Consider the following 17037-nt stretch of genomic DNA (forward strand, 5'->3'; position numbering starts at 1 on the left):
AAAAAGCGGCGACAAAGCGTCAATTTTGCCACGTTCCGCGCGAGGGGCCTTTTTGAACCCTGTGCAACCGGTTTCAAACTGTCCCCACAGTCATGTAACTGGCTCTACACTACGGGCCATCATGGATATATCCACCCTTTCCCTGGCCCGTGCGCAGTTCGTGGCCAGCCTGAGCTTTCTGGCGCTATTCCTGGCGATTTCGCTGGCGCTTGCCTGGGTCTTGCTGTTTTTCAAGGTGCGCGCCCGCTGGTCCGGCCGGGGCGGCTGGACCGCCGCCTACCGCTTCTGGGTGCGCATCTTCGCACTGGCCTTCGTGCTGACCCTTGCCGCCAGCGTGCCGGTGCTGATCCAGATCGGCGGCCTGTGGGCCGGCCTGATGGACAAGATCGGCAACGTGGCCGGCCCCCTGCTGGGCTACGGCATTTTGTCCGTCTTCATATTGAAGTCGTGCTTCCTGGGCGTCATGCTGTTCGGCCAGCGCCGCGTGTCCGACGGCGCGCATACGCTGGCGGTGCTGATGGTGGCCGTGGGCCAATTGGTGGCGGTGTTCTGGGTGCTTGCCTTGCAGTCCTGGATGCAGACGCCGGACGGCGCCATCCTTGTCGATGGCCGCTACCAAGTCTATGACTGGGCCGCCGTGGTGCTGAATCCCTCTGTCGGCTGGCGCATGGCGGTCGTGGTCGTGGGCGCGGCGTTGGCCGCCTCGTTCCTGATGATGGGCGTTTCCGCCTTGCAGGCGCTGCGCCGGCCGCTGGGCGATGGTGAACGCAATACGTTCAAGACCGGGCTGGTGATCGCAGTGGTCGCGGCCTTCCTGCAGGTGCCGGTAGCCACGGGAGCCGGTCAAATGGTGGCCAAGCTGCAGCCCGCCAAGGCGGCCGCCGCCGCCGGCTTCTGGGAAAGCGGCGCCGAGCCCCAGCTGGTGATTTTCGGATGGCCGGACGCGCGCACGCACGCCAATCTGTCGGACCTGACCATCCGCAATGCCGGCGGCATGTGGCTGCACCGCAATGCGGACGGCACCTACCAGGGGCTGGACAAGTACTCCGGCATGCTGCCGCCGGTGGCGCTGACCTTCTGGTCGCTGCGCGTCGCCGTGGGCTTGGGCCTGCTGATGCTCGCCGTGGCCTGTGTGACGTTCCTGTGGACGTTCCGGCGCGGGCTGGATCCGTCCACGTTGCCGGTCTGGTGGCAGCGAGTGCTGTGCGGCATGATGTTCTCGGGCGGCATCGCGGTGGTGGCCGGCTGGTGGGTGTCCATCATTGGCATGCAGCCCTTTGCCGTCAACGGCACCATCACGCAATCCGAAGTGCTGGGCCAGACGGCCTCCAGCACGGTCCTCTATGGGCTGGTCGGCTATGGCCTGCTCTATGCCTTGCTGCTGGCCGCGTTCGCCGCCATGCTGTTCCACGCGGCGCGCTACGGCGTGGTGCCCGTGCGCAAACTCGGCGGAGGCTCGCCATGATCGCCATGCTGGCCGCTTCGCAGGGCCTCAGCCCTGAAGATCCCTCCTTCTGGATGCCGCTTGCCTTCATGGGGCTGCTGTTCGTGGTGATCGCCGCGGGCATGGTCCTGGACGGCTTCGATCTGGGCGTGGGCATCCTGCTGCAATTGGCGCCCGAACACGAGCGCGGACGCATGATGTCGCTCTTGAGCCCCTGGCGCGACGCCAACGAATTCTGGCTGCTGCTGGGCATGGGCTTGTTCGCGTCGGCATTCCCGTTCGCATGGGGGGCGGTGCTGGGCAAGCTCTATGGCCCGCTTACCTGCATGGTGCTGGGCGTGATGCTGCGCAGCGTGTCGTTCGAATTCCGCATCCGCGCGCGCAACGAGATGAAGCCGCGCTGGATCTTCGGCTTCTGGGCGGGCTCGATCATCACCGCTTTTGGCCAGGGCATGCTGTTGGGCCGCATCGCCACGGGCTATCAGTCCGACGCCGGCTACGGCTGGTTCGCGATGTTCGTGGGCCTGTGCGCCGTGGCGGCTTACGTGCTGCTGGGCGCCTCTTGGCTGGTCATGCGGGTAGATGGCGACCTGCAGCGCCGCGCCGCCGGTTGGGCGCGCCACGCCATTCGCTGGACGGCCGTGGGCATGGTCGCCATCGCGGTGACGCTGGGGTTGGCCAACGCGGGCATCTTCTATAAATGGAGCAACATCGCGCACCTGAGCCTGGCCGCCACGGTGTGGGTGTTGATGCTGGCGGCATACGTGGCGGCCGAGATGCTGCTGGCTCGTCTGCCCGGCCGCGCCGATCGTTTCAGCTGGTTGCCGTTCGTGCTGTGCGTGGCGTTGTTCCTGCTGATGCTGAGCGGGTTGGCGTACAGCCTGTTCCCCTACCTGATCCTGGACGACATGACCTTGTGGGACGGCGCGGGCGCGCTGGGGTCGATGCGCCTGGTCATGGCCGGCGCGGTCGTGGGGATACCGGTAGTGTTGGTGTTCAACATCCTGGCGTACCGGTCGGTTTTCGGGAAAGAGCGGGCGCCGGTGCCGCTCTTGCCACCGCCGTCGGCCTGACGGCGGCGGCGGGGCGGGCGTTACAGCACCGGCTTGGCCACGCGTTGCAGGATCTCTTCGCCGTAGGCTTCCAGCTTGCGCGCGCCCACGCCGCTGATGTGGCTAAGCGCATCCATGGAGTCGGGTTGCGCCAGGGCAATTTCACGCAGCGTGGCGTCGTGGAAGATGACATAAGCCGGCACGCCGTGGCTTTTCGCCACTTCGCCGCGCCAGGCGCGCAGCGCCTCGAAAACGGGTTGCAGTTCGGCCGGCAGGTCGATCGCGGCGGCCTTGGCACGGCCGCTGCTGGTTTTGCCCGACCGGGTCTTCTTTTCGGATTCACGGCGCAGCATCAATTGGCGTTCGCCCTTGAGCACCGCGCGGCTGCCTTCGGTCAGGGCCAGCGTACCGAACCCTTCGTTGTCCACTGTCAGCAGGCCTTGCGCCAGCAACTGGCGCAGCACGCCTCGCCACGCGGTATCGCTCAGGTCTTCGCCCACGCCGAACACGCTTAGCGTTTCATGGCCGTGCTGCTTGGTGCGGTCGGTGACCTTGCCGCGCAGGATGTCGATGATGTGGCCCGCGCCATAGCGCTGGCCCCGTTCCTTCCACAGGCGATAGACAGCCGACAGCACTTTCTGCGCCGCGACCGTGCCGTCCCAGGCTTGCGGCGGCTCCAGGCACACGTCGCAGTTGCCGCAGGCCGTGATCTGCTGGCCGAAGTACGCCAGCAGCCGCACGCGCCGGCATTCCACGGTTTCGCACAGCCCCAGCATCGCGTCCAGCTGCTGACCCAGGCGGCGGCGGTAAGACTCGTCGCCGGGGGATTCGTCGATCATGCGGCGCTGCTGCACCACGTCTTGCAGGCCGTAGGCCAGCCAGGCGGTGGCGGGCAGGCCGTCGCGGCCGGCACGGCCCGTTTCCTGGTAGTAGCCTTCGACGGATTTGGGCAGGTCGATGTGGGCCACGAAGCGCACATCCGGCTTGTCGATACCCATGCCGAAGGCGATGGTGGCCACCATGACAACGCCGTCTTCCCGCAGGAACCGGGACTGGTTGGCGGCGCGCACCTGCGGGCTGAGCCCGGCGTGGTACGGCATGGCGTCGATGCCCTGGTTGCACAGGAATTCAGCGGTTTCCTCAACGCGTGCTCGTGACAGGCCATACACCACGCCGGATTCGCCGTCGTGTTCGGTGCGGATCATCTCCAGCAGCTGCTTGCGCACCTCGTTCTTTTCGACGATGCGGTAGCGGATGTTGGGTCGGTCGAAGCTGGAAACGAAGTGGCGGGCGTCGTCCAGCGACAAGCGCTGAGCGATTTCGGTGCGCGTATCGGCCGTGGCCGTGGCCGTCAGCGCGATGCGCGGCACGTCCGGCCAGCGTTCATGCAGCATCGACAGGCCCAGGTATTCCGGCCGGAAGTCGTGGCCCCACTGGGATACGCAATGCGCTTCGTCGATGGCGAACAGCGCGATGCGGCCGCGCTCGAGCAATTGCAGGCAGCGGTCGGTCAGCAGGCGTTCGGGGGCAACGTACAGCAAGTCCAGTTCGCCAGCCAGGAACGCCTGCTCGACGTCGCGGGCCACGCGCCATTCCTGCGTGGAGTTCAGGAAGGCCGCGCGCACGCCCAGTTCGGTCAGGGCGTCGACCTGATCCTGCATCAGCGCGATCAGCGGCGACACGACGATGCCGGTGCCTTCACGGACCAGCGAGGGAATCTGGTAACAGAGCGATTTCCCGCCGCCGGTGGGCATGAGGACCAGCGCGTCGCCGCCGTCGATCACTTGTTCGACAATGGCTTGCTGGTCGCCGCGGAAGGATTCGTAACCGAAAACGCGCTGCAATACGCCAAGGGCGCGCGCGTCAGACATGGGGGTAGGCCGGGAGCATCATGGCAGGGATTTTAAGCCGCAATTCCGGACAGCCTCCTTTAAGCGGATATTTCCGTCCGTGCTGCGTGCCGGCTACCAACTGAACCAGGTGCCGCGCATGAAAGTATCCACCGGCATGCTCAGGTTCGCCCGCCATTCATAGTTGCCGGAAATGATGTCGCGGTCGGCGCCCACGGCCAGCTTCACTTTGGGGGCGACGAACATGCTATGCGTCAGCCCCACGCGTTGTTCGGCCAGCGTCGACCCTTCGTGCAACCCGGAATACGTGCCGCTAAGCGTGCCCCAGCCCGTGATGGGCACGCCCGCCGTGAAGGTATTGCGCGACTGCGGGACCGACGCCACGCCGCCGGAGTAAGTGGACAGGTCGCCGAAGCCGGCCCCGATTTGTTCGTTCGTGTAGCCCAGGTTGACGGCATCGGCCACGTCCACGCTGTAGCCGAAGCGATAGCGCCAGGCGTTGGCGGCGTCGAACGAGCTTTGCGTGGCGCCGGCCTGGAATGTGCCGTATTCGCCTGCGGCGTAGGTGGTGCCCATGCCCCGGGTCGTCAGCGACGGCGCGCTCTGCATCTGGCCTTCCAGCGTCAGCGTGGGCGTCAGCCCATAGCGCACGCTGCCGCTGCCGACGGACGCGCCATAGTCCACGGCGCCCGAACTGGCCGCGGGATCCATGCGGTTCAGTTTGCCCAGCGACGAGGAATAGCCAAAGCTGCCTTCGGGCACGGTCGCGGAAGCGCCGGCCCAGTTTGCGATCTGCAAACCGCCGACCGGCGCGCTGCTGCCCCAGGCGGGCGCGTTGGCATTGATATTGCCCACGGTGACGGATGGCCCGGCCGTGTTGCGGTACACCCAATTGCGGTCGCCGCCGTAACGCAGGCCGTCCTGGCCGCTGACCGAGGCGAACCACGGACGGCTGGGGCGTGAAACGCCCGAGATCACCACGACCGGCACACGGGGCAGATCCCCGTCTTCCAGCGCGAAGGCGTAGTCGGGCGTGGCTTCTTCGGCCGGGGCGGCAGCCTGTTCGCAGCCCAGGGGCGACGCGTTGGCCGCGCCCGACAGCGAGGCGCCGATGCCGGGAATCAGTTCGTCATCGCTGCCGCCTCCGCCCTGCACGCTGGTGTCCATGGCCGGCTCCGCCACTTGCAGGTCGCAAGGGGACGGATCGAGCGGCACCGCCCGGGCTTCCATCGACGGCGCGGGCCGCACGGGAATGGGCTGAACCGGGGACAGAACTCCGATGCCGCGCGCCATGCGTACCGGCGCGCCCTGGGAGGGCGGCGAGGCAAAATCAGGGGACGCAATGGGGGTGTCGCCAAACGCGGACGCCAACGGGCAGGATAAACCTGCGGCCAGCGCCGCGTGCAACAGCCGTCTGCGCCAGAGTGAAGGGGCAACCATACGGACCAGTGTAGAGAGGGGATGCCGCCGTAGCTGTAAACGTTTTTTAGGAAACCGGACGAGCAGCAAGGCCAGGACGTTTATTTTAGGGCCACTCCATGACGCCACACGGTTTTCCGGCAACGCGCCGGCAAACCCGGCGTACATCGTGCAACAGGTGTATTTCAGTTGATTTCTTCCCTCTTGCGGCCAGACGCGGCGCGCCTCACTATGGCATCCATGGACAATCCTCACACCAAGCTGCTGGTCGTCGACGACGATCCCGCGTTACGGCAACTGCTGGCCGACTACCTGAATCGCCACGGCTACGACACCTTGCTGGCGCCGGACGCCACCGATCTGTCGTCCCGCATCACCCGCTACGCGCCCGATCTGCTCGTGCTGGACCGCATGTTGCCCGGCGGCGATGGCGCCGACGCTTGCCGCCGCCTGCGCGAACAAGGCGAGGACATCCCCGTCATCCTCCTGACCGCGCGCGACGAAGCCGTGGACCGCATCATCGGCCTGGAAGCCGGCGCCGACGACTACGTCGGCAAACCATTCGACCCGCGCGAACTGCTGGCCCGCATCGAGGCCGTGCTGCGCCGCAAGCGCGGCCCGTCCGCGCTGACCAAGGACGCGCCGGTCACGTTCGGCCCGTTCCTGTTCGATCCGTCCTCACGCCAGCTGTCGCGCGAAGGCACCGTGGTGAAGCTGACCGGGGGCGAAATCAACCTGCTTGAAGCCCTGGTGCGCAACGCCGGCAAGCCGCTGTCGCGCGAGCGCCTTCTGGCGCTGGCCCGCGACGACGACGCCGGCGAACGCAACGACCGCGCCATCGACATCGCCATCCTGCGCCTGCGCCGCGTTATCGAAGATGATCCCAAGCAGCCGCGCTGGATCCAGACCGTCTGGGGCATTGGCTACCGGTTTTCGCCCTGATGCGCTTGTCCCTCGGTTTCCTGGTACCGCGTTCGCTGCGGGCGCGCCTGATCCTGCTGATCCTGGGTTCCGTGCTGCTGACCCAGGCGGCCACGCTGGTGACGGTGTCGTACTTCCGGCACAAGTTCATGGAAGACGTGGCGATCGGCTACATCGTCACCACGATCCGTACCCTGCGCGCCGCCGTGTCCGAGGTTCCCGCCGAAGACCGCGCCGAATTCGTGCGCACGGCGTCGCAGAACCAATGGCGGCTGTGGTCGCGCGTCTTGCCGGCTGAAGCCAAGCTGCAGCGGTTCAACGGCCGCCGCCCGCCGCCGCGCGCCGCGCCCCGTCCGCCCCCACCGCCGCCGCCCGTCTCCCAGCCCGGGGACGTTCCGCAGCCGCCGCCGCCCGACGTCGGGGGCGACGATCATGACGCAACCGGTGGCAACCATGGCGACGAACGCCGGGCCGAAGCGCGCGATGCCGACCGCGAGCGTGCCCGCGAAGAGCACATGCGCCGTTACAAGCCCGAGCCCGACGATATCCGCCGTGATCTGCGCGTGCTGGTGCAGTTGCTGAACGAACGCCTGAACGACGGCACCCGCGTCGCGTTGTCGCATGGACCGGCGCCGGAAATCTTCATTTCACTGGCGCCCAACTCCGCCAGCGAAGACGCGCCGCGCCTGCGCGAATGGCTGGTCATCCCGCTGGACCGCCTGGACCCGCCGGTCGCCACGCCCTTCATCGCGGCCTGGCTCGGCGGCCTGGGTCTGTTGCTGTTGCTGGCGGTGGGCTTCTCGTGGCACATCACGCGGCCCATCACCCGGCTGGCCGACGCCGCCGACCGCCTGGCCGCGGGGCAGCCGCAACGCGTGGAGCCCTCGGGGCCGCATGAAACCCGCGCGTTGGGTGTGCGTTTCAACGCCATGCTGGACGCGCTGGCCGAATCCGATTCGGTGCGCCGGACGCTGTTGTCCGGTTTGCCGCACGACCTGAAAGGACCTCTGTCGCGGATGTGGCTGCGGATCGAAATGGCGGACGATTCCAAGTTGAAGGAAGGCTTGCGCACCGATTTGCAAGACATGCAGCACATGGTCGACCAGTTCATCGGTTTCGTGCGCGGCACCGATCCCGCCGCGTACCGCTATGCGCCCATCGTGCTGTCAGACTGGCTGACCGAACGCGTTGGCGCCTGGCATGGCGCGGGCACGGACATCCACCTGAAGGCCGACGACGACGATGCGCCGCTGGTGGTGCAGGCGGACGCCGTGGCGTTGGGCCGGCTGCTGGACAATCTGATCGGCAATGCGTTGAACCATGGCGCGCCGCCGGTGGAGGTGACTCTGCGCCGGGAAGACCGCCACGCGGTGCTGGATGTGGCCGACCATGGCACCGGAATCGTGCCCGAACGCCGCCAGGAGGCGCTGCGCCCCTTCAGCCGCCTGGACGACGCGCGCACGCGTACCGGCAGCGTGGGCCTGGGCTTGGCGCTGGCCGAGGCCATCGCCCGCGCCCACGGCGGCTCGCTGGAATTGCGCCAGGCGGAATCCGGCGGCCTGTGCGTGCGGGTGAAGCTGCCGCTGTCCGAAACCGCATAGGGCGGCGGGGCCCTCCGGGGCCCCGCATACGGTACGATGCATCCTGCTTCGTCCCTTGTCGTATCCGTACCATGGCCATTCAGTCCGATTCCCTTTCTTCCCGTCCCGACGCCCCCCGTATCGTGGCGCCGCAGCCGGTGTCGCCCAACGAGGAATCGATCGAACGCGCCTTGCGGCCCAAGGCGCTGCAGGAATACGTTGGCCAGCAGCGCGCCCGCGAACAGCTCGAGATCTTCATCGCCGCCGCCCGCAAGCGTGGCGAGGCGCTGGATCACGTCTTGCTTTTTGGTCCGCCCGGGCTGGGCAAGACTACGCTGGCCCACATCATTGCGCACGAAATGGGCGTGCAGCTGCGCCAGACTTCCGGCCCCGTGCTGGAGCGTCCGGGCGATCTGGCCGCGCTGCTGACCAACCTGGAAAAGAACGATGTCCTGTTCATCGACGAAATCCACCGCCTGTCGCCCGTGGTCGAGGAAATCCTCTATCCGGCGCTGGAAGATTTCCAGATCGACATCCTGATCGGCGAAGGCCCCGCCGCCCGCAGCGTCAAGCTGGACTTGCAGCCGTTCACGCTGGTGGGCGCCACCACGCGGGCGGGCATGTTGACCAACCCGCTGCGCGACCGCTTCGGCATCGTTTCGCGGCTGGAGTTCTACAACGCGGCCGACCTGGGCCACATCGTGATGCGCAGCGCGGGTCTGCTCAACGCCGGCATCACGCCGGATGGCGCGGCGGAAGTGGCGCGCCGCGCCCGCGGCACGCCCCGGATCGCCAACCGCCTGCTGCGCCGCGTGCGTGACTACGCCGAGGTCAAAGCCAGCGGCACGATCGACGCCGACGTCGCCGGCCGCGCGCTGGCCATGCTGGAAGTGGACCCCCAGGGCCTGGACCTGATGGACCGCAAGCTCTTGGAGGCCATCATCCACAAGTTCGACGGCGGACCCGTGGGCGTGGACAGCCTGGCAGCCGCCATCGGCGAAGAGCGTGACACCATCGAAGACGTGATCGAGCCCTACCTGATCCAGCACGGCTATCTGCAACGTACCCCGCGGGGGCGTACCGCCACGCTGACCACCTGGCGCCACCTGGGCTTGACGCCGCCCACCGGCGTCGCCAGCGGCGGCGATCTGTTCGGCAAGTAGGCGCGGGCCGCGCAAACCGCGCGGCGGGTTTATGATCCTGGGGTTTCGACATTCCTGCGATCAAAGGACCGGATTCCCATGCAGCCCGAATTGCCTACCTATGATGATGTCGTCCGTGCCAGCGAGCGCCTGGCCGGCAACGCACACCGCACGCCCGTCTTGACCTCGGCGACCGCCGACGCCATCAGCGGCGCATCGGTCTTCTTCAAGTGCGAGAACTTCCAGCGCATGGGCGCGTTCAAGTTCCGCGGCGGCTACAACGCCATCGCGCGCCTGAAGCCGGAACAGCGCGCCGCCGGCGTGGTGACCTTCTCGTCCGGCAATCATGCGCAGGCCATCGCGCTGGCGTCCAAATTGCAGGGCGTGTCCGCCACGATCATCATGCCGCTGGACGCCCCGGCGGCCAAGCGCGCGGCCACCGAAGGCTATGGCGGCAAGATCGTCACCTACGACCGCTACACCGAAGACCGCGAACAAATCGCTTTGCGCATCCAGGCGGAAACCGGCGCCACGCTGATTCCGCCCTACGACCACGAAGACGTGATCGCGGGGCAGGGCACCGCCGCCAAGGAACTGTTCGAGGAAGTCGGCGAACTGGATTACCTGTTCGTCTGCCTGGGCGGGGGGGGCCTGCTGTCGGGATCGGCGCTGTCCGCGTTCGCGCTAAGCCCGGGCTGCCTGGTCTACGGCGTCGAGCCGGAAGCCGGCAACGATGGCCAGCAGTCCTTGCGCAAGGGTGAAATCGTCCGCATTCCCGCCCCCAAGACCGTGGCCGACGGCGCCGCCACGACCCATCTGGGCAACCTGACCTTCCCGCTCATCCAGAAGCACGTGCGCGACATCGTCACGGTGACGGATGCGCAGTTGGTCACCACCATGAAATTCTTCGCGGAACGCATGAAGATGGTGGTGGAACCCACGGGTTGCCTGGGCGCGGCCGCGGTCATGCAAAACGTCGTGCCGGTGCGCGGCGCGCGGGTCGGCGTCATCATCAGCGGCGGCAATGTCGACCTTCCGGCCTACGCCCGGTTGCTGGCTTCCTGACCTTCGCGGGCGGTCCGGGCGCCGGACCGCCGATGCGTGCTTGCGGTTGCAGCCTGCGCAGGGCAGAATCGGGGCTCGATCCTGACGAACAGGAGGCTGCGGCATGCGTATCCTTGTCATCGGCGGCACCGGTTTCATCGGCCGTCACCTGATTGCCCGGCTGTCAGGCAGCCTGCATCAGATGATTGTGCCCACGCGTCTGCTGGCGCGGGGCAGCGAACTGCAAGTCTTTCCCACCGTCACGCTGGTCCAGACCGACATACACGATGACGCCTCGCTGGACCGCCTGGTGCGCGGTTGCGATGCCGTCGTGAATCTGGTGGGCATCCTGCACGGCAATTCCGGCAAGCCCTACGGGTCCGATTTCGCGCGGGCCCACGTTTTGTTGCCGCAGCGTATTGCGCAGGCTTGCCGGCGCCAGGGCGTCCATCGCCTATTGCACGTCAGCGCGCTGGGTGCCGATTCCCAGGGCGACAGCATGTATCAGCGCTCCAAGGGCGACGGCGAAGCCGCCATCAAGCACGAATTCCAGGCTGCGTCGGAAGGCGGCTGGACTATTTTCCGTCCGTCGGTCCTGTTCGGCCCGGACGACCAGTTCACCAATATGTTCGCCCGGCTGGCGCGCTGGCTGCCCGTGCTGCCGCTGGCGGGTGCGCATGTGCGCATGCAGCCGGTTTACGTGGGCGATGTGGTCGAAGCGATGGTGTCCGCCTTGGGCGATACGCACACCTGTGGCAAGACGTATGAATTGGGTGGGCCGCAAATCTATACATTGGGCGAAATCGCGCGGCTGTGCGCTGCCTGGAGCGGCCATCCTCGGCCCGTGATCAGCATGCCGATGGGAGTGGGCCGCCTTCAGGCCCGGCTATTCGAATGCCTGCCGGGCAAGCCGTTGATGTCGCGCGACAACCTTGATTCCTTGCGCCGCGACAACATCTGCGCGGGCCCCATCGCGCCGGAACTGCACGTCGTGCCGACCGGCCTGGAGGCCGTCGCGCCCCGCTATCTGTGATCAGCGGGCCAACGCCTTCAAGGCCTGCTTGATCCCGTCCGACACGCCGACCCCTTCGGGCAGCGTTTTCAATGCCGATAGCGATTCCTTTTCCGAATATCCCAGCGCCAGCAGCGCGTTGAGGATGTCCGACTGGTTGTCGGGCGTGGCATGCGAAGTCGCCCCGATGTCCGCGCCCAGCTTGCCGCGCATTTCCAGCAGCAGGCGTTCGGCCGTTTTCTTGCCGATGCCGGGCACGCGCGTCAGGCGCCCCGATTCCTGCAATGTGATGGCCTGGGCCAGATCCGCCACCGACATGCCCGACAGCACCGACAGTGCGGTGCGCGCGCCGATGCCGCTGACCTTGATGAGTTCGCGGAACGCGCTGCGTTCGCTGGCCGTGCCGAAGCCGTACAGGATGTGCGCGTCTTCGCGCACCGTCAGGTGCGTGTACAGCGTGACGCGCGCCCCGGTCTCGGGCAGCGCGTACAGCGTGCTCATGGACACGTCGATGTCATAGCCCAGTCCGCCTACGTCCACGCAGATGGTGGGGGGCAGCTTTTCGATCAGGGTTCCGGTGATGCGTCCGATCATGGTGGTGATGGCCTGGTAAGGAAAGGGCAGGAAAGGCGCGCGGAATGCGCGGCGAATGCGGGCATTCTATACGCGCCAAGGCGCGTTCAGCCGATCAGTCGGCCGTTGCGGATGCGTGTCTTGCCGCTCATGCGCAGCGACGTGCCCAGGCGTTCCAGTTTGTCCTGCAGCGGGCCGACGTGGGCGTGGCAGATGGCGCAGGCCAGCGCGTCGGCGGAGTCGGGCGCGGGCGTACCGTCCAGTGCCAGCAGGTGCTGCACCATCATCTGCACCTGCTCCTTGGCGGCGCGTCCGGTGCCCACCACGGCTTTCTTGATCTGCAGCGCGGTGTACTCGTGCACGACCAGCGAACTGTCGGCCAGCGCGCACAGCGCGGCGCCCCGGGCCTGGCCCAGCAGCAGGGTGGACGCCGGATTGGTGTTCATGAAGACGATTTCAAGCGCGGCCACATCGGGTTGCGTGTCGCGCGCCACCTGGCGCAGATTGTCCAGGATGACTTTCAGGCGCTCGGACAGCGTCAGCGCCGGCGGGACCACGATGGTCCCGCTGGCTACGTAGCGCAGCCGCGAACCTTCGGCATCGATCACACCGAAACCGGTACGGCGCAAGCCGGGATCGATGCCGAGGACGCGCATCAGTGGCGGAAGTGACGGGTGCCGGTCAGCACCATGGCGATACCATGTTCGTCGGCCGCGGCGATGACTTCGTCATCGCGCATGCTGCCGCCGGGCTGGATCACGCAGGTCGCGCCTGCCGCCACCACCACATCCAGGCCGTCGCGGAACGGGAAGAACGCGTCCGACGCCACGGCCGAGCCCTTCAGGGTCAGGCCGGCGTTTTCCGCCTTGATCGACGCGATGCGGGCCGAATCGATGCGGCTCATCTGGCCGGCGCCTACGCCAAGGGTCATGCCGCCGCCCACGAATACGATGGCGTTGGACTTGACGTACTTGGCAACCTTCCAGGCGAAGGCCAGGTCGTTCATTTCCTGTTCGGTCGGCTGGCGCTTGCTGACCACCTTGAGCGCATCGCGCGGCACGTTGTAGGCGTCCGGGCTTTGCACCAGCCAGCCGCCGCCCACGCGCTTGATGTCCATGGCGTTCTGGCCCACGCCCATCGGCACTTCCAGCACGCGCACGTTCTTCTTGGCGGCCAGGATAGCCAACGCGGCGCCGTCATACGCCGGGGCCAGCAGCACTTCCAGGAACTGGGCGCTGACGGCTTCGGCCGTGGCGGCGTCCACCGGGCGGTTGAAGGCGATGATGCCGCCGAAAGCGGAGGTCGGGTCGGTCTTGAATGCCTGTTGGTACGCGCCCAGGGTATCGGCCGCCACGGCGACGCCGCAGGGATTGGCATGCTTGACGATGACGCAGGCGGGCACGTCGAAGCTGCGCGCGCATTCCCACGCGGCGTCCGCGTCGGCGATGTTGTTGTAGGACAGTTCCTTGCCCTGCAGCTGGCGATAGTTGCCCAGCAGGCCGGCCGGACGCTGCGCGTCCACATAGAAGGCGGCGGTCTGGTGGGGGTTTTCGCCGTAGCGCAGTGCCTGTTCCTGCTTGACCTGCAAGGTCAGCGTGCCGGGCCATTCGCTGCGGGCCGGAACCGCTTCCTGGGCCGGTTCGGCTTCGGTCAAGCTGGTCAGGTAGGCGGCGATGGCGCCATCGTAGGCGGCGGTGTGGGCGTAGACCTTCGATGCCAGCGCCAGGCGCAGGCCGTAAGAGGTGCTGCCGTTCTTGTCCATTTCGGACAGCACGCGCGAATAGTCGACCGGGTCGATCACGACCGTCACGCCGCCGGCTTCCGTGCCGTGGTTCTTGGCGGCGGCGCGCAGCATGGCCGGGCCCCCGATATCGATGTTCTCGACCGCGTCGGCGAACGTGCAGTCCGGCTTGGCGACGGTTTCACGGAACGGATACAGGTTGACCACCAGCATGTCGATGCGATCGATGCCCGCCGCCTTAATGGTGTCCATGTGCTCGGCGCTGTCGCGGCGGGCCAGCAGGCCGCCGTGGATCTTGGGGTGCAGCGTCTTGACGCGACCATCCAGGATTTCCGGCGATCCGGTGTGGGCGGCCACTTCGGTGACGGTCAGGCCGGCGTCGGCCAGCAACTTGGCAGTGCCGCCGGTCGACAACAGGCGCACGCCACGCGCGGCCAGGGCGCGGGCAAATTCAACGATGCCGGTCTTGTCGGACACCGAAAGCAGGGCGGTTTCGATTTTCATGGTGGGGGACGGGAGTCGGGCGGGGCGCCTTTCTCGTTCAGGTCAGGATGGGAAATCTGCGAAGGGGAGGACGGCGCCCGACAGGGGCCGTCCACGCGGAAAAGCTATACCTGGATATTGTGCGCCAGCAGCTTCTTGCGCAAGGTGTTGCGGGTGATGCCCAGCATTTCGGATGCCCGCGACTGGTTGCCGCCCGAACGCTCCAGCGCCACTTCAAGCACCGGGCGCTCCACGCAGCGCATCACCATGTCCCACATATCGTGGGGCTCGGATTCACCCAAGTCTTCGAAATAGCGCTCAAGGCTGGCGCGCACGCATTCTTCCAGGACATCTTTCTTGCTCATTTGAGTACAGATATTTTTATGTTGGTGTTGAGGCGGTTATGCCGCCAGCAGGGCTTCTGCGACCGGCGCCGGGTGGGGCTCGCCGTCGCGCGAGATGATGTCGAACCAATCAGACACCGCCCGCCACTGGTCGCGGGTGTTGTCGATCAGGTTCATGCGGGCACAGAACGAATCCGCGCCCGGCAGGCCGTCCAGATACCAGCCGATATGCTTGCGCGCCGTGCGTACGCCGGTGTGCTCGCCATAAAACCGGTAATGGTCGTCGAGATGTTCGAGCAGCAGCTCGCGCATTTCCCCATAGGAGGGAGGGGCCAGTGTTTCGCCCGTGCGCAGGTAGTGGTCGATTTCGCGGAAAATCCAGGGGCGGCCCTGGGCCGCCCGGCCAATCATGACCGCGTCGGCGCCAGTGTAATCCAGGACGCGCCTGGCTTTTTCAGGCGAGTCGATATCCCCGTTTGCGATCACGGGAATGGTCAGCTCGGCCTTGACGGCGCGGATAGTGTCATATTCCGCCTCGCCCGTATAGAGGTCGGCGCGCGTGCGGCCGTGCAGCGTCAAGGCGGCGATGCCGGCATTTTCAGCCAATTTGGCCACGCGCAAGGCGTTGCGGCTGCCGCGGTCCCAGCCGGTGCGGGTCTTCAGCGTGACGGGCACGCCCAGTGGCGCGCAAGCGGACACAACGGCGTCCAGGATGCGGGCGATCAGGTCTTCATGGCGCAGCAGCGCCGATCCCGACGCCACGTTGCAGACCTTTTTCACCGGGCATCCCATGTTGATGTCGATGATCCGCGCGCCCTTGCCGGCGTTGAACACCGCCGCTTCGGCCATCATGGCCGGGTCGGCGCCGGCGATCTGCACGGAAATGGGGGCGATCTCGCCGTCGTGGTTCAGACGGCGGGACGTTTTGACGCTATCCCATAACTTGGGGTTGCTGGCGGCCATTTCCGACACGGCATAGCCCGCGCCCAACTTCTTGCAAAGTTGCCGGAAAGGGCGGTCCGTCACGCCCGCCATGGGCGCGACAAGAACATTGTTGGGAAGGGTCCATTGGCCTATGCGCATGCTCACATTTTAACCGGCTCGATCGGACCCCCGTTTTCGGCTGGCAACAGCTTGGTAACAAACGGGGGCGAAAACGGACGATTCCGTCCCTCTGACGGGGACGGAACGCCGCGAAATCAGGCGCGGAAACCTTGCAGCAGGTGTTGGGCTAGCGGCGCGCGCAGCGGCGAGGCCAGGTCCATCCCCAGCAAGGCCAGGCCACAGGCGTGCTCGACCGGCGCCAGGCCGGTGGCGAACACCCGGGGCATCAAATCGGTCAGGCCGGCGGTGATGACGCGGTCGACTTGGCGTGCCCGTGCGAATTCCGTCAGCAAGGCGGTGGGGCTGGCCTCGGGGCGAGCGAGCCAGCCGGCTAGCGCCTGGGCCAGCCGGGCGGCGTCGCGCAGCCCCAGATTCAAGCCCTGGCCAGCGACGGGGTGCAGGGTCTGCGCGGCGTTACCGATGGCGGCCACGCGGCCTTGCACTTGCGCCCGCCGGGCGGCCAGCGCCAGGGGGAAGACATGGCGCGGGGCTTGGCTGGACAGCCGGCCCAGGCGGTCGCCGAATGCGGCCGACAGCGCCTTCGAGAAGGCCGCATTGTCCAGCGCGGCTAGCTCGGCGGCGCGGTCCGGGGCGCTGCACCACACGACCGAGTAGGCGTCCGGCGTCTGGGGGTGGGGCAGCAAAGCCAGCGGCCCTTCGGCGGTGAAGCGTTCCCAGGCCCAGCCGCGGCGCGGCAGGGCGGCGTGCGCGGTGGTCAGCACGGCGTGTTGGCCGTAGTCGCGGCGCAGGTCGGTCGCGCCCGCGCCGTCGGACTGCACGGCGACCTGGCATCGCAGCGTTTGGCCGCCTTGCAGGATGCGCACGCCGTCCGCGTCCTGGCTGTCGACCTGCGCGGGGCCGGTCAGCACGGTGACGCCACAGGCGGCCACGCACTCGTCCAGCTTGGCATGCAGCCCGGAATAGGCGACCACGCTGCCCAGCTGCGGCACGCCGAAGTCGGTGTTCTGGATCACGGTGCGGCCCAGCCGCCCGCGCTGCGAGACATGGATGTTGCGGATGTCGGCCGACCGCTCGGGCCACGCATGCAGCGATTCCAGCAGCACGCGGCTGCCATGGTTCATGGCCAGCACGCGCGGGTCGGCGGCGGGCACGGCCGCGGCGGGCGTGACTGGCGCGGGCGCGGCGCCCGCAAGCAGGGCGATGCGCGCCGGGTCCGGCGCCACACGCGCGAGCATCAGGGCCAGCACGCGGCCCACGGGGCCGGCGCCAAGAATCGCTATGTCGAAGGCAGATGCAGTCATGTCCCGATTTTAACCGTCCACTACAATCCGGGACAGCCGACGCGGCGGGTCGCGCGGCCCACCCTC

15 protein-coding genes are annotated in these 17037 nt (G+C 67.1%); 7 read left to right on the top strand and 8 right to left on the bottom strand.

Going from position 1 to position 17037, the window contains the following annotated elements; all coding sequences use genetic code 11:
* The first annotated feature begins 121 nt into the window (after positions 1-121).
* Together ACI0FO_RS00995 and ACI0FO_RS01000 are read left to right on the top strand one after the other, a co-directional pair.
* Entirely contained in the window at positions 122-1465 is a 1344-nt protein-coding gene (locus tag ACI0FO_RS00995) for a cytochrome ubiquinol oxidase subunit I (RefSeq protein ID WP_416023479.1), read from the top strand.
* The gene (locus tag ACI0FO_RS01000) at positions 1462-2517 is read left to right on the top strand and encodes a cytochrome d ubiquinol oxidase subunit II (RefSeq protein WP_416023481.1); all 1056 of its coding nucleotides are present in this window, start codon (positions 1462-1464) and stop codon (positions 2515-2517) included. Before ACI0FO_RS00995 ends, ACI0FO_RS01000 begins: the two co-directional genes overlap by 4 nt.
* A 20-nt stretch (positions 2518-2537) precedes the next feature.
* Here ACI0FO_RS01000 and recQ read toward each other — a convergent pair whose 3' ends face one another.
* Together recQ and ACI0FO_RS01010 are read right to left on the bottom strand one after the other, a co-directional pair.
* Entirely contained in the window at positions 2538-4367 is a 1830-nt protein-coding gene (gene recQ / locus ACI0FO_RS01005) for a DNA helicase RecQ (RefSeq protein ID WP_416023483.1), read from the bottom strand.
* 93 nt (positions 4368-4460) lie between these two features.
* A complete protein-coding gene (locus tag ACI0FO_RS01010) occupies positions 4461-5786 on the bottom strand; it encodes a fimbrial protein (RefSeq protein WP_416023485.1) in 1326 nt (441 codons plus the stop codon).
* A gap of 219 nt (positions 5787-6005) precedes the next feature.
* On the opposite strand from ACI0FO_RS01010, the gene ACI0FO_RS01015 reads away from it, so the two are divergent.
* The 5 genes from ACI0FO_RS01015 (at position 6006) to ACI0FO_RS01035 (ending at position 11485) form a co-directional block, all read left to right on the top strand.
* Positions 6006-6707 carry a response regulator gene (locus ACI0FO_RS01015; protein ID WP_006226445.1) on the top strand — a complete coding sequence of 234 codons (702 nt, stop codon included), beginning with the start codon at positions 6006-6008 and terminating at the stop codon, positions 6705-6707.
* Positions 6707-8287: a sensor histidine kinase gene (locus tag ACI0FO_RS01020; protein WP_416023487.1), complete on the top strand. Its 1581-nt coding sequence runs from the start codon at positions 6707-6709 to the stop codon at positions 8285-8287. Before ACI0FO_RS01015 ends, ACI0FO_RS01020 begins: the two co-directional genes overlap by 1 nt.
* A 71-nt stretch (positions 8288-8358) precedes the next feature.
* Positions 8359-9429 carry a Holliday junction branch migration DNA helicase RuvB gene (ruvB, locus tag ACI0FO_RS01025; protein ID WP_416023489.1) on the top strand — a complete coding sequence of 357 codons (1071 nt, stop codon included), beginning with the start codon at positions 8359-8361 and terminating at the stop codon, positions 9427-9429.
* Between the two features lie 78 nt (positions 9430-9507).
* The gene (locus tag ACI0FO_RS01030; RefSeq protein ID WP_416023491.1) at positions 9508-10473 is read left to right on the top strand and encodes a threo-3-hydroxy-L-aspartate ammonia-lyase; all 966 of its coding nucleotides are present in this window, start codon (positions 9508-9510) and stop codon (positions 10471-10473) included.
* Positions 10474-10576: 103 nt separating this feature from the next.
* Positions 10577-11485 carry a complex I NDUFA9 subunit family protein gene (locus ACI0FO_RS01035; protein WP_416023492.1) on the top strand — a complete coding sequence of 303 codons (909 nt, stop codon included), beginning with the start codon at positions 10577-10579 and terminating at the stop codon, positions 11483-11485.
* On the opposite strand, the gene ruvA is transcribed toward ACI0FO_RS01035, so the two are convergent.
* The 6 genes from ruvA to ACI0FO_RS01065 all read right to left on the bottom strand — a co-directional run bounded on the left by ruvA (position 11486) and on the right by ACI0FO_RS01065 (position 16971).
* Positions 11486-12058, bottom strand: coding sequence for a Holliday junction branch migration protein RuvA (ruvA, locus tag ACI0FO_RS01040; RefSeq protein ID WP_105555355.1), 573 nt, complete (start codon positions 12056-12058; stop codon positions 11486-11488). It lies immediately after the preceding gene.
* Between the two features lie 86 nt (positions 12059-12144).
* Positions 12145-12693 carry a crossover junction endodeoxyribonuclease RuvC gene (ruvC, locus tag ACI0FO_RS01045; protein WP_313464045.1) on the bottom strand — a complete coding sequence of 183 codons (549 nt, stop codon included), beginning with the start codon at positions 12691-12693 and terminating at the stop codon, positions 12145-12147.
* On the bottom strand, positions 12693-14282 hold the full coding sequence (gene purH, locus ACI0FO_RS01050; RefSeq protein ID WP_416023493.1) for a bifunctional phosphoribosylaminoimidazolecarboxamide formyltransferase/IMP cyclohydrolase: 1590 nt from the start codon (positions 14280-14282) through the stop codon (positions 12693-12695). The genes ruvC and purH overlap by 1 nt, the downstream gene beginning before the upstream one ends.
* A gap of 104 nt (positions 14283-14386) precedes the next feature.
* Positions 14387-14626 carry a helix-turn-helix domain-containing protein gene (locus tag ACI0FO_RS01055; RefSeq protein WP_006217670.1) on the bottom strand — a complete coding sequence of 80 codons (240 nt, stop codon included), beginning with the start codon at positions 14624-14626 and terminating at the stop codon, positions 14387-14389.
* Positions 14627-14662: 36 nt separating this feature from the next.
* Complete coding sequence (gene dusB / locus ACI0FO_RS01060) at positions 14663-15688, bottom strand: tRNA dihydrouridine synthase DusB (RefSeq protein WP_416024520.1); 1026 nt, start codon at positions 15686-15688, stop codon at positions 14663-14665.
* 116 nt (positions 15689-15804) lie between these two features.
* On the bottom strand, positions 15805-16971 hold the full coding sequence (locus ACI0FO_RS01065) for a UbiH/UbiF/VisC/COQ6 family ubiquinone biosynthesis hydroxylase (protein WP_416023495.1): 1167 nt from the start codon (positions 16969-16971) through the stop codon (positions 15805-15807).
* Between the last annotated feature and the right edge of the window lie 66 nt (positions 16972-17037).

This window comes from Achromobacter marplatensis (assembly GCF_049060505.1).
Classification (GTDB): Bacteria; Pseudomonadota; Gammaproteobacteria; order Burkholderiales; family Burkholderiaceae_B; genus Achromobacter; species Achromobacter marplatensis_A.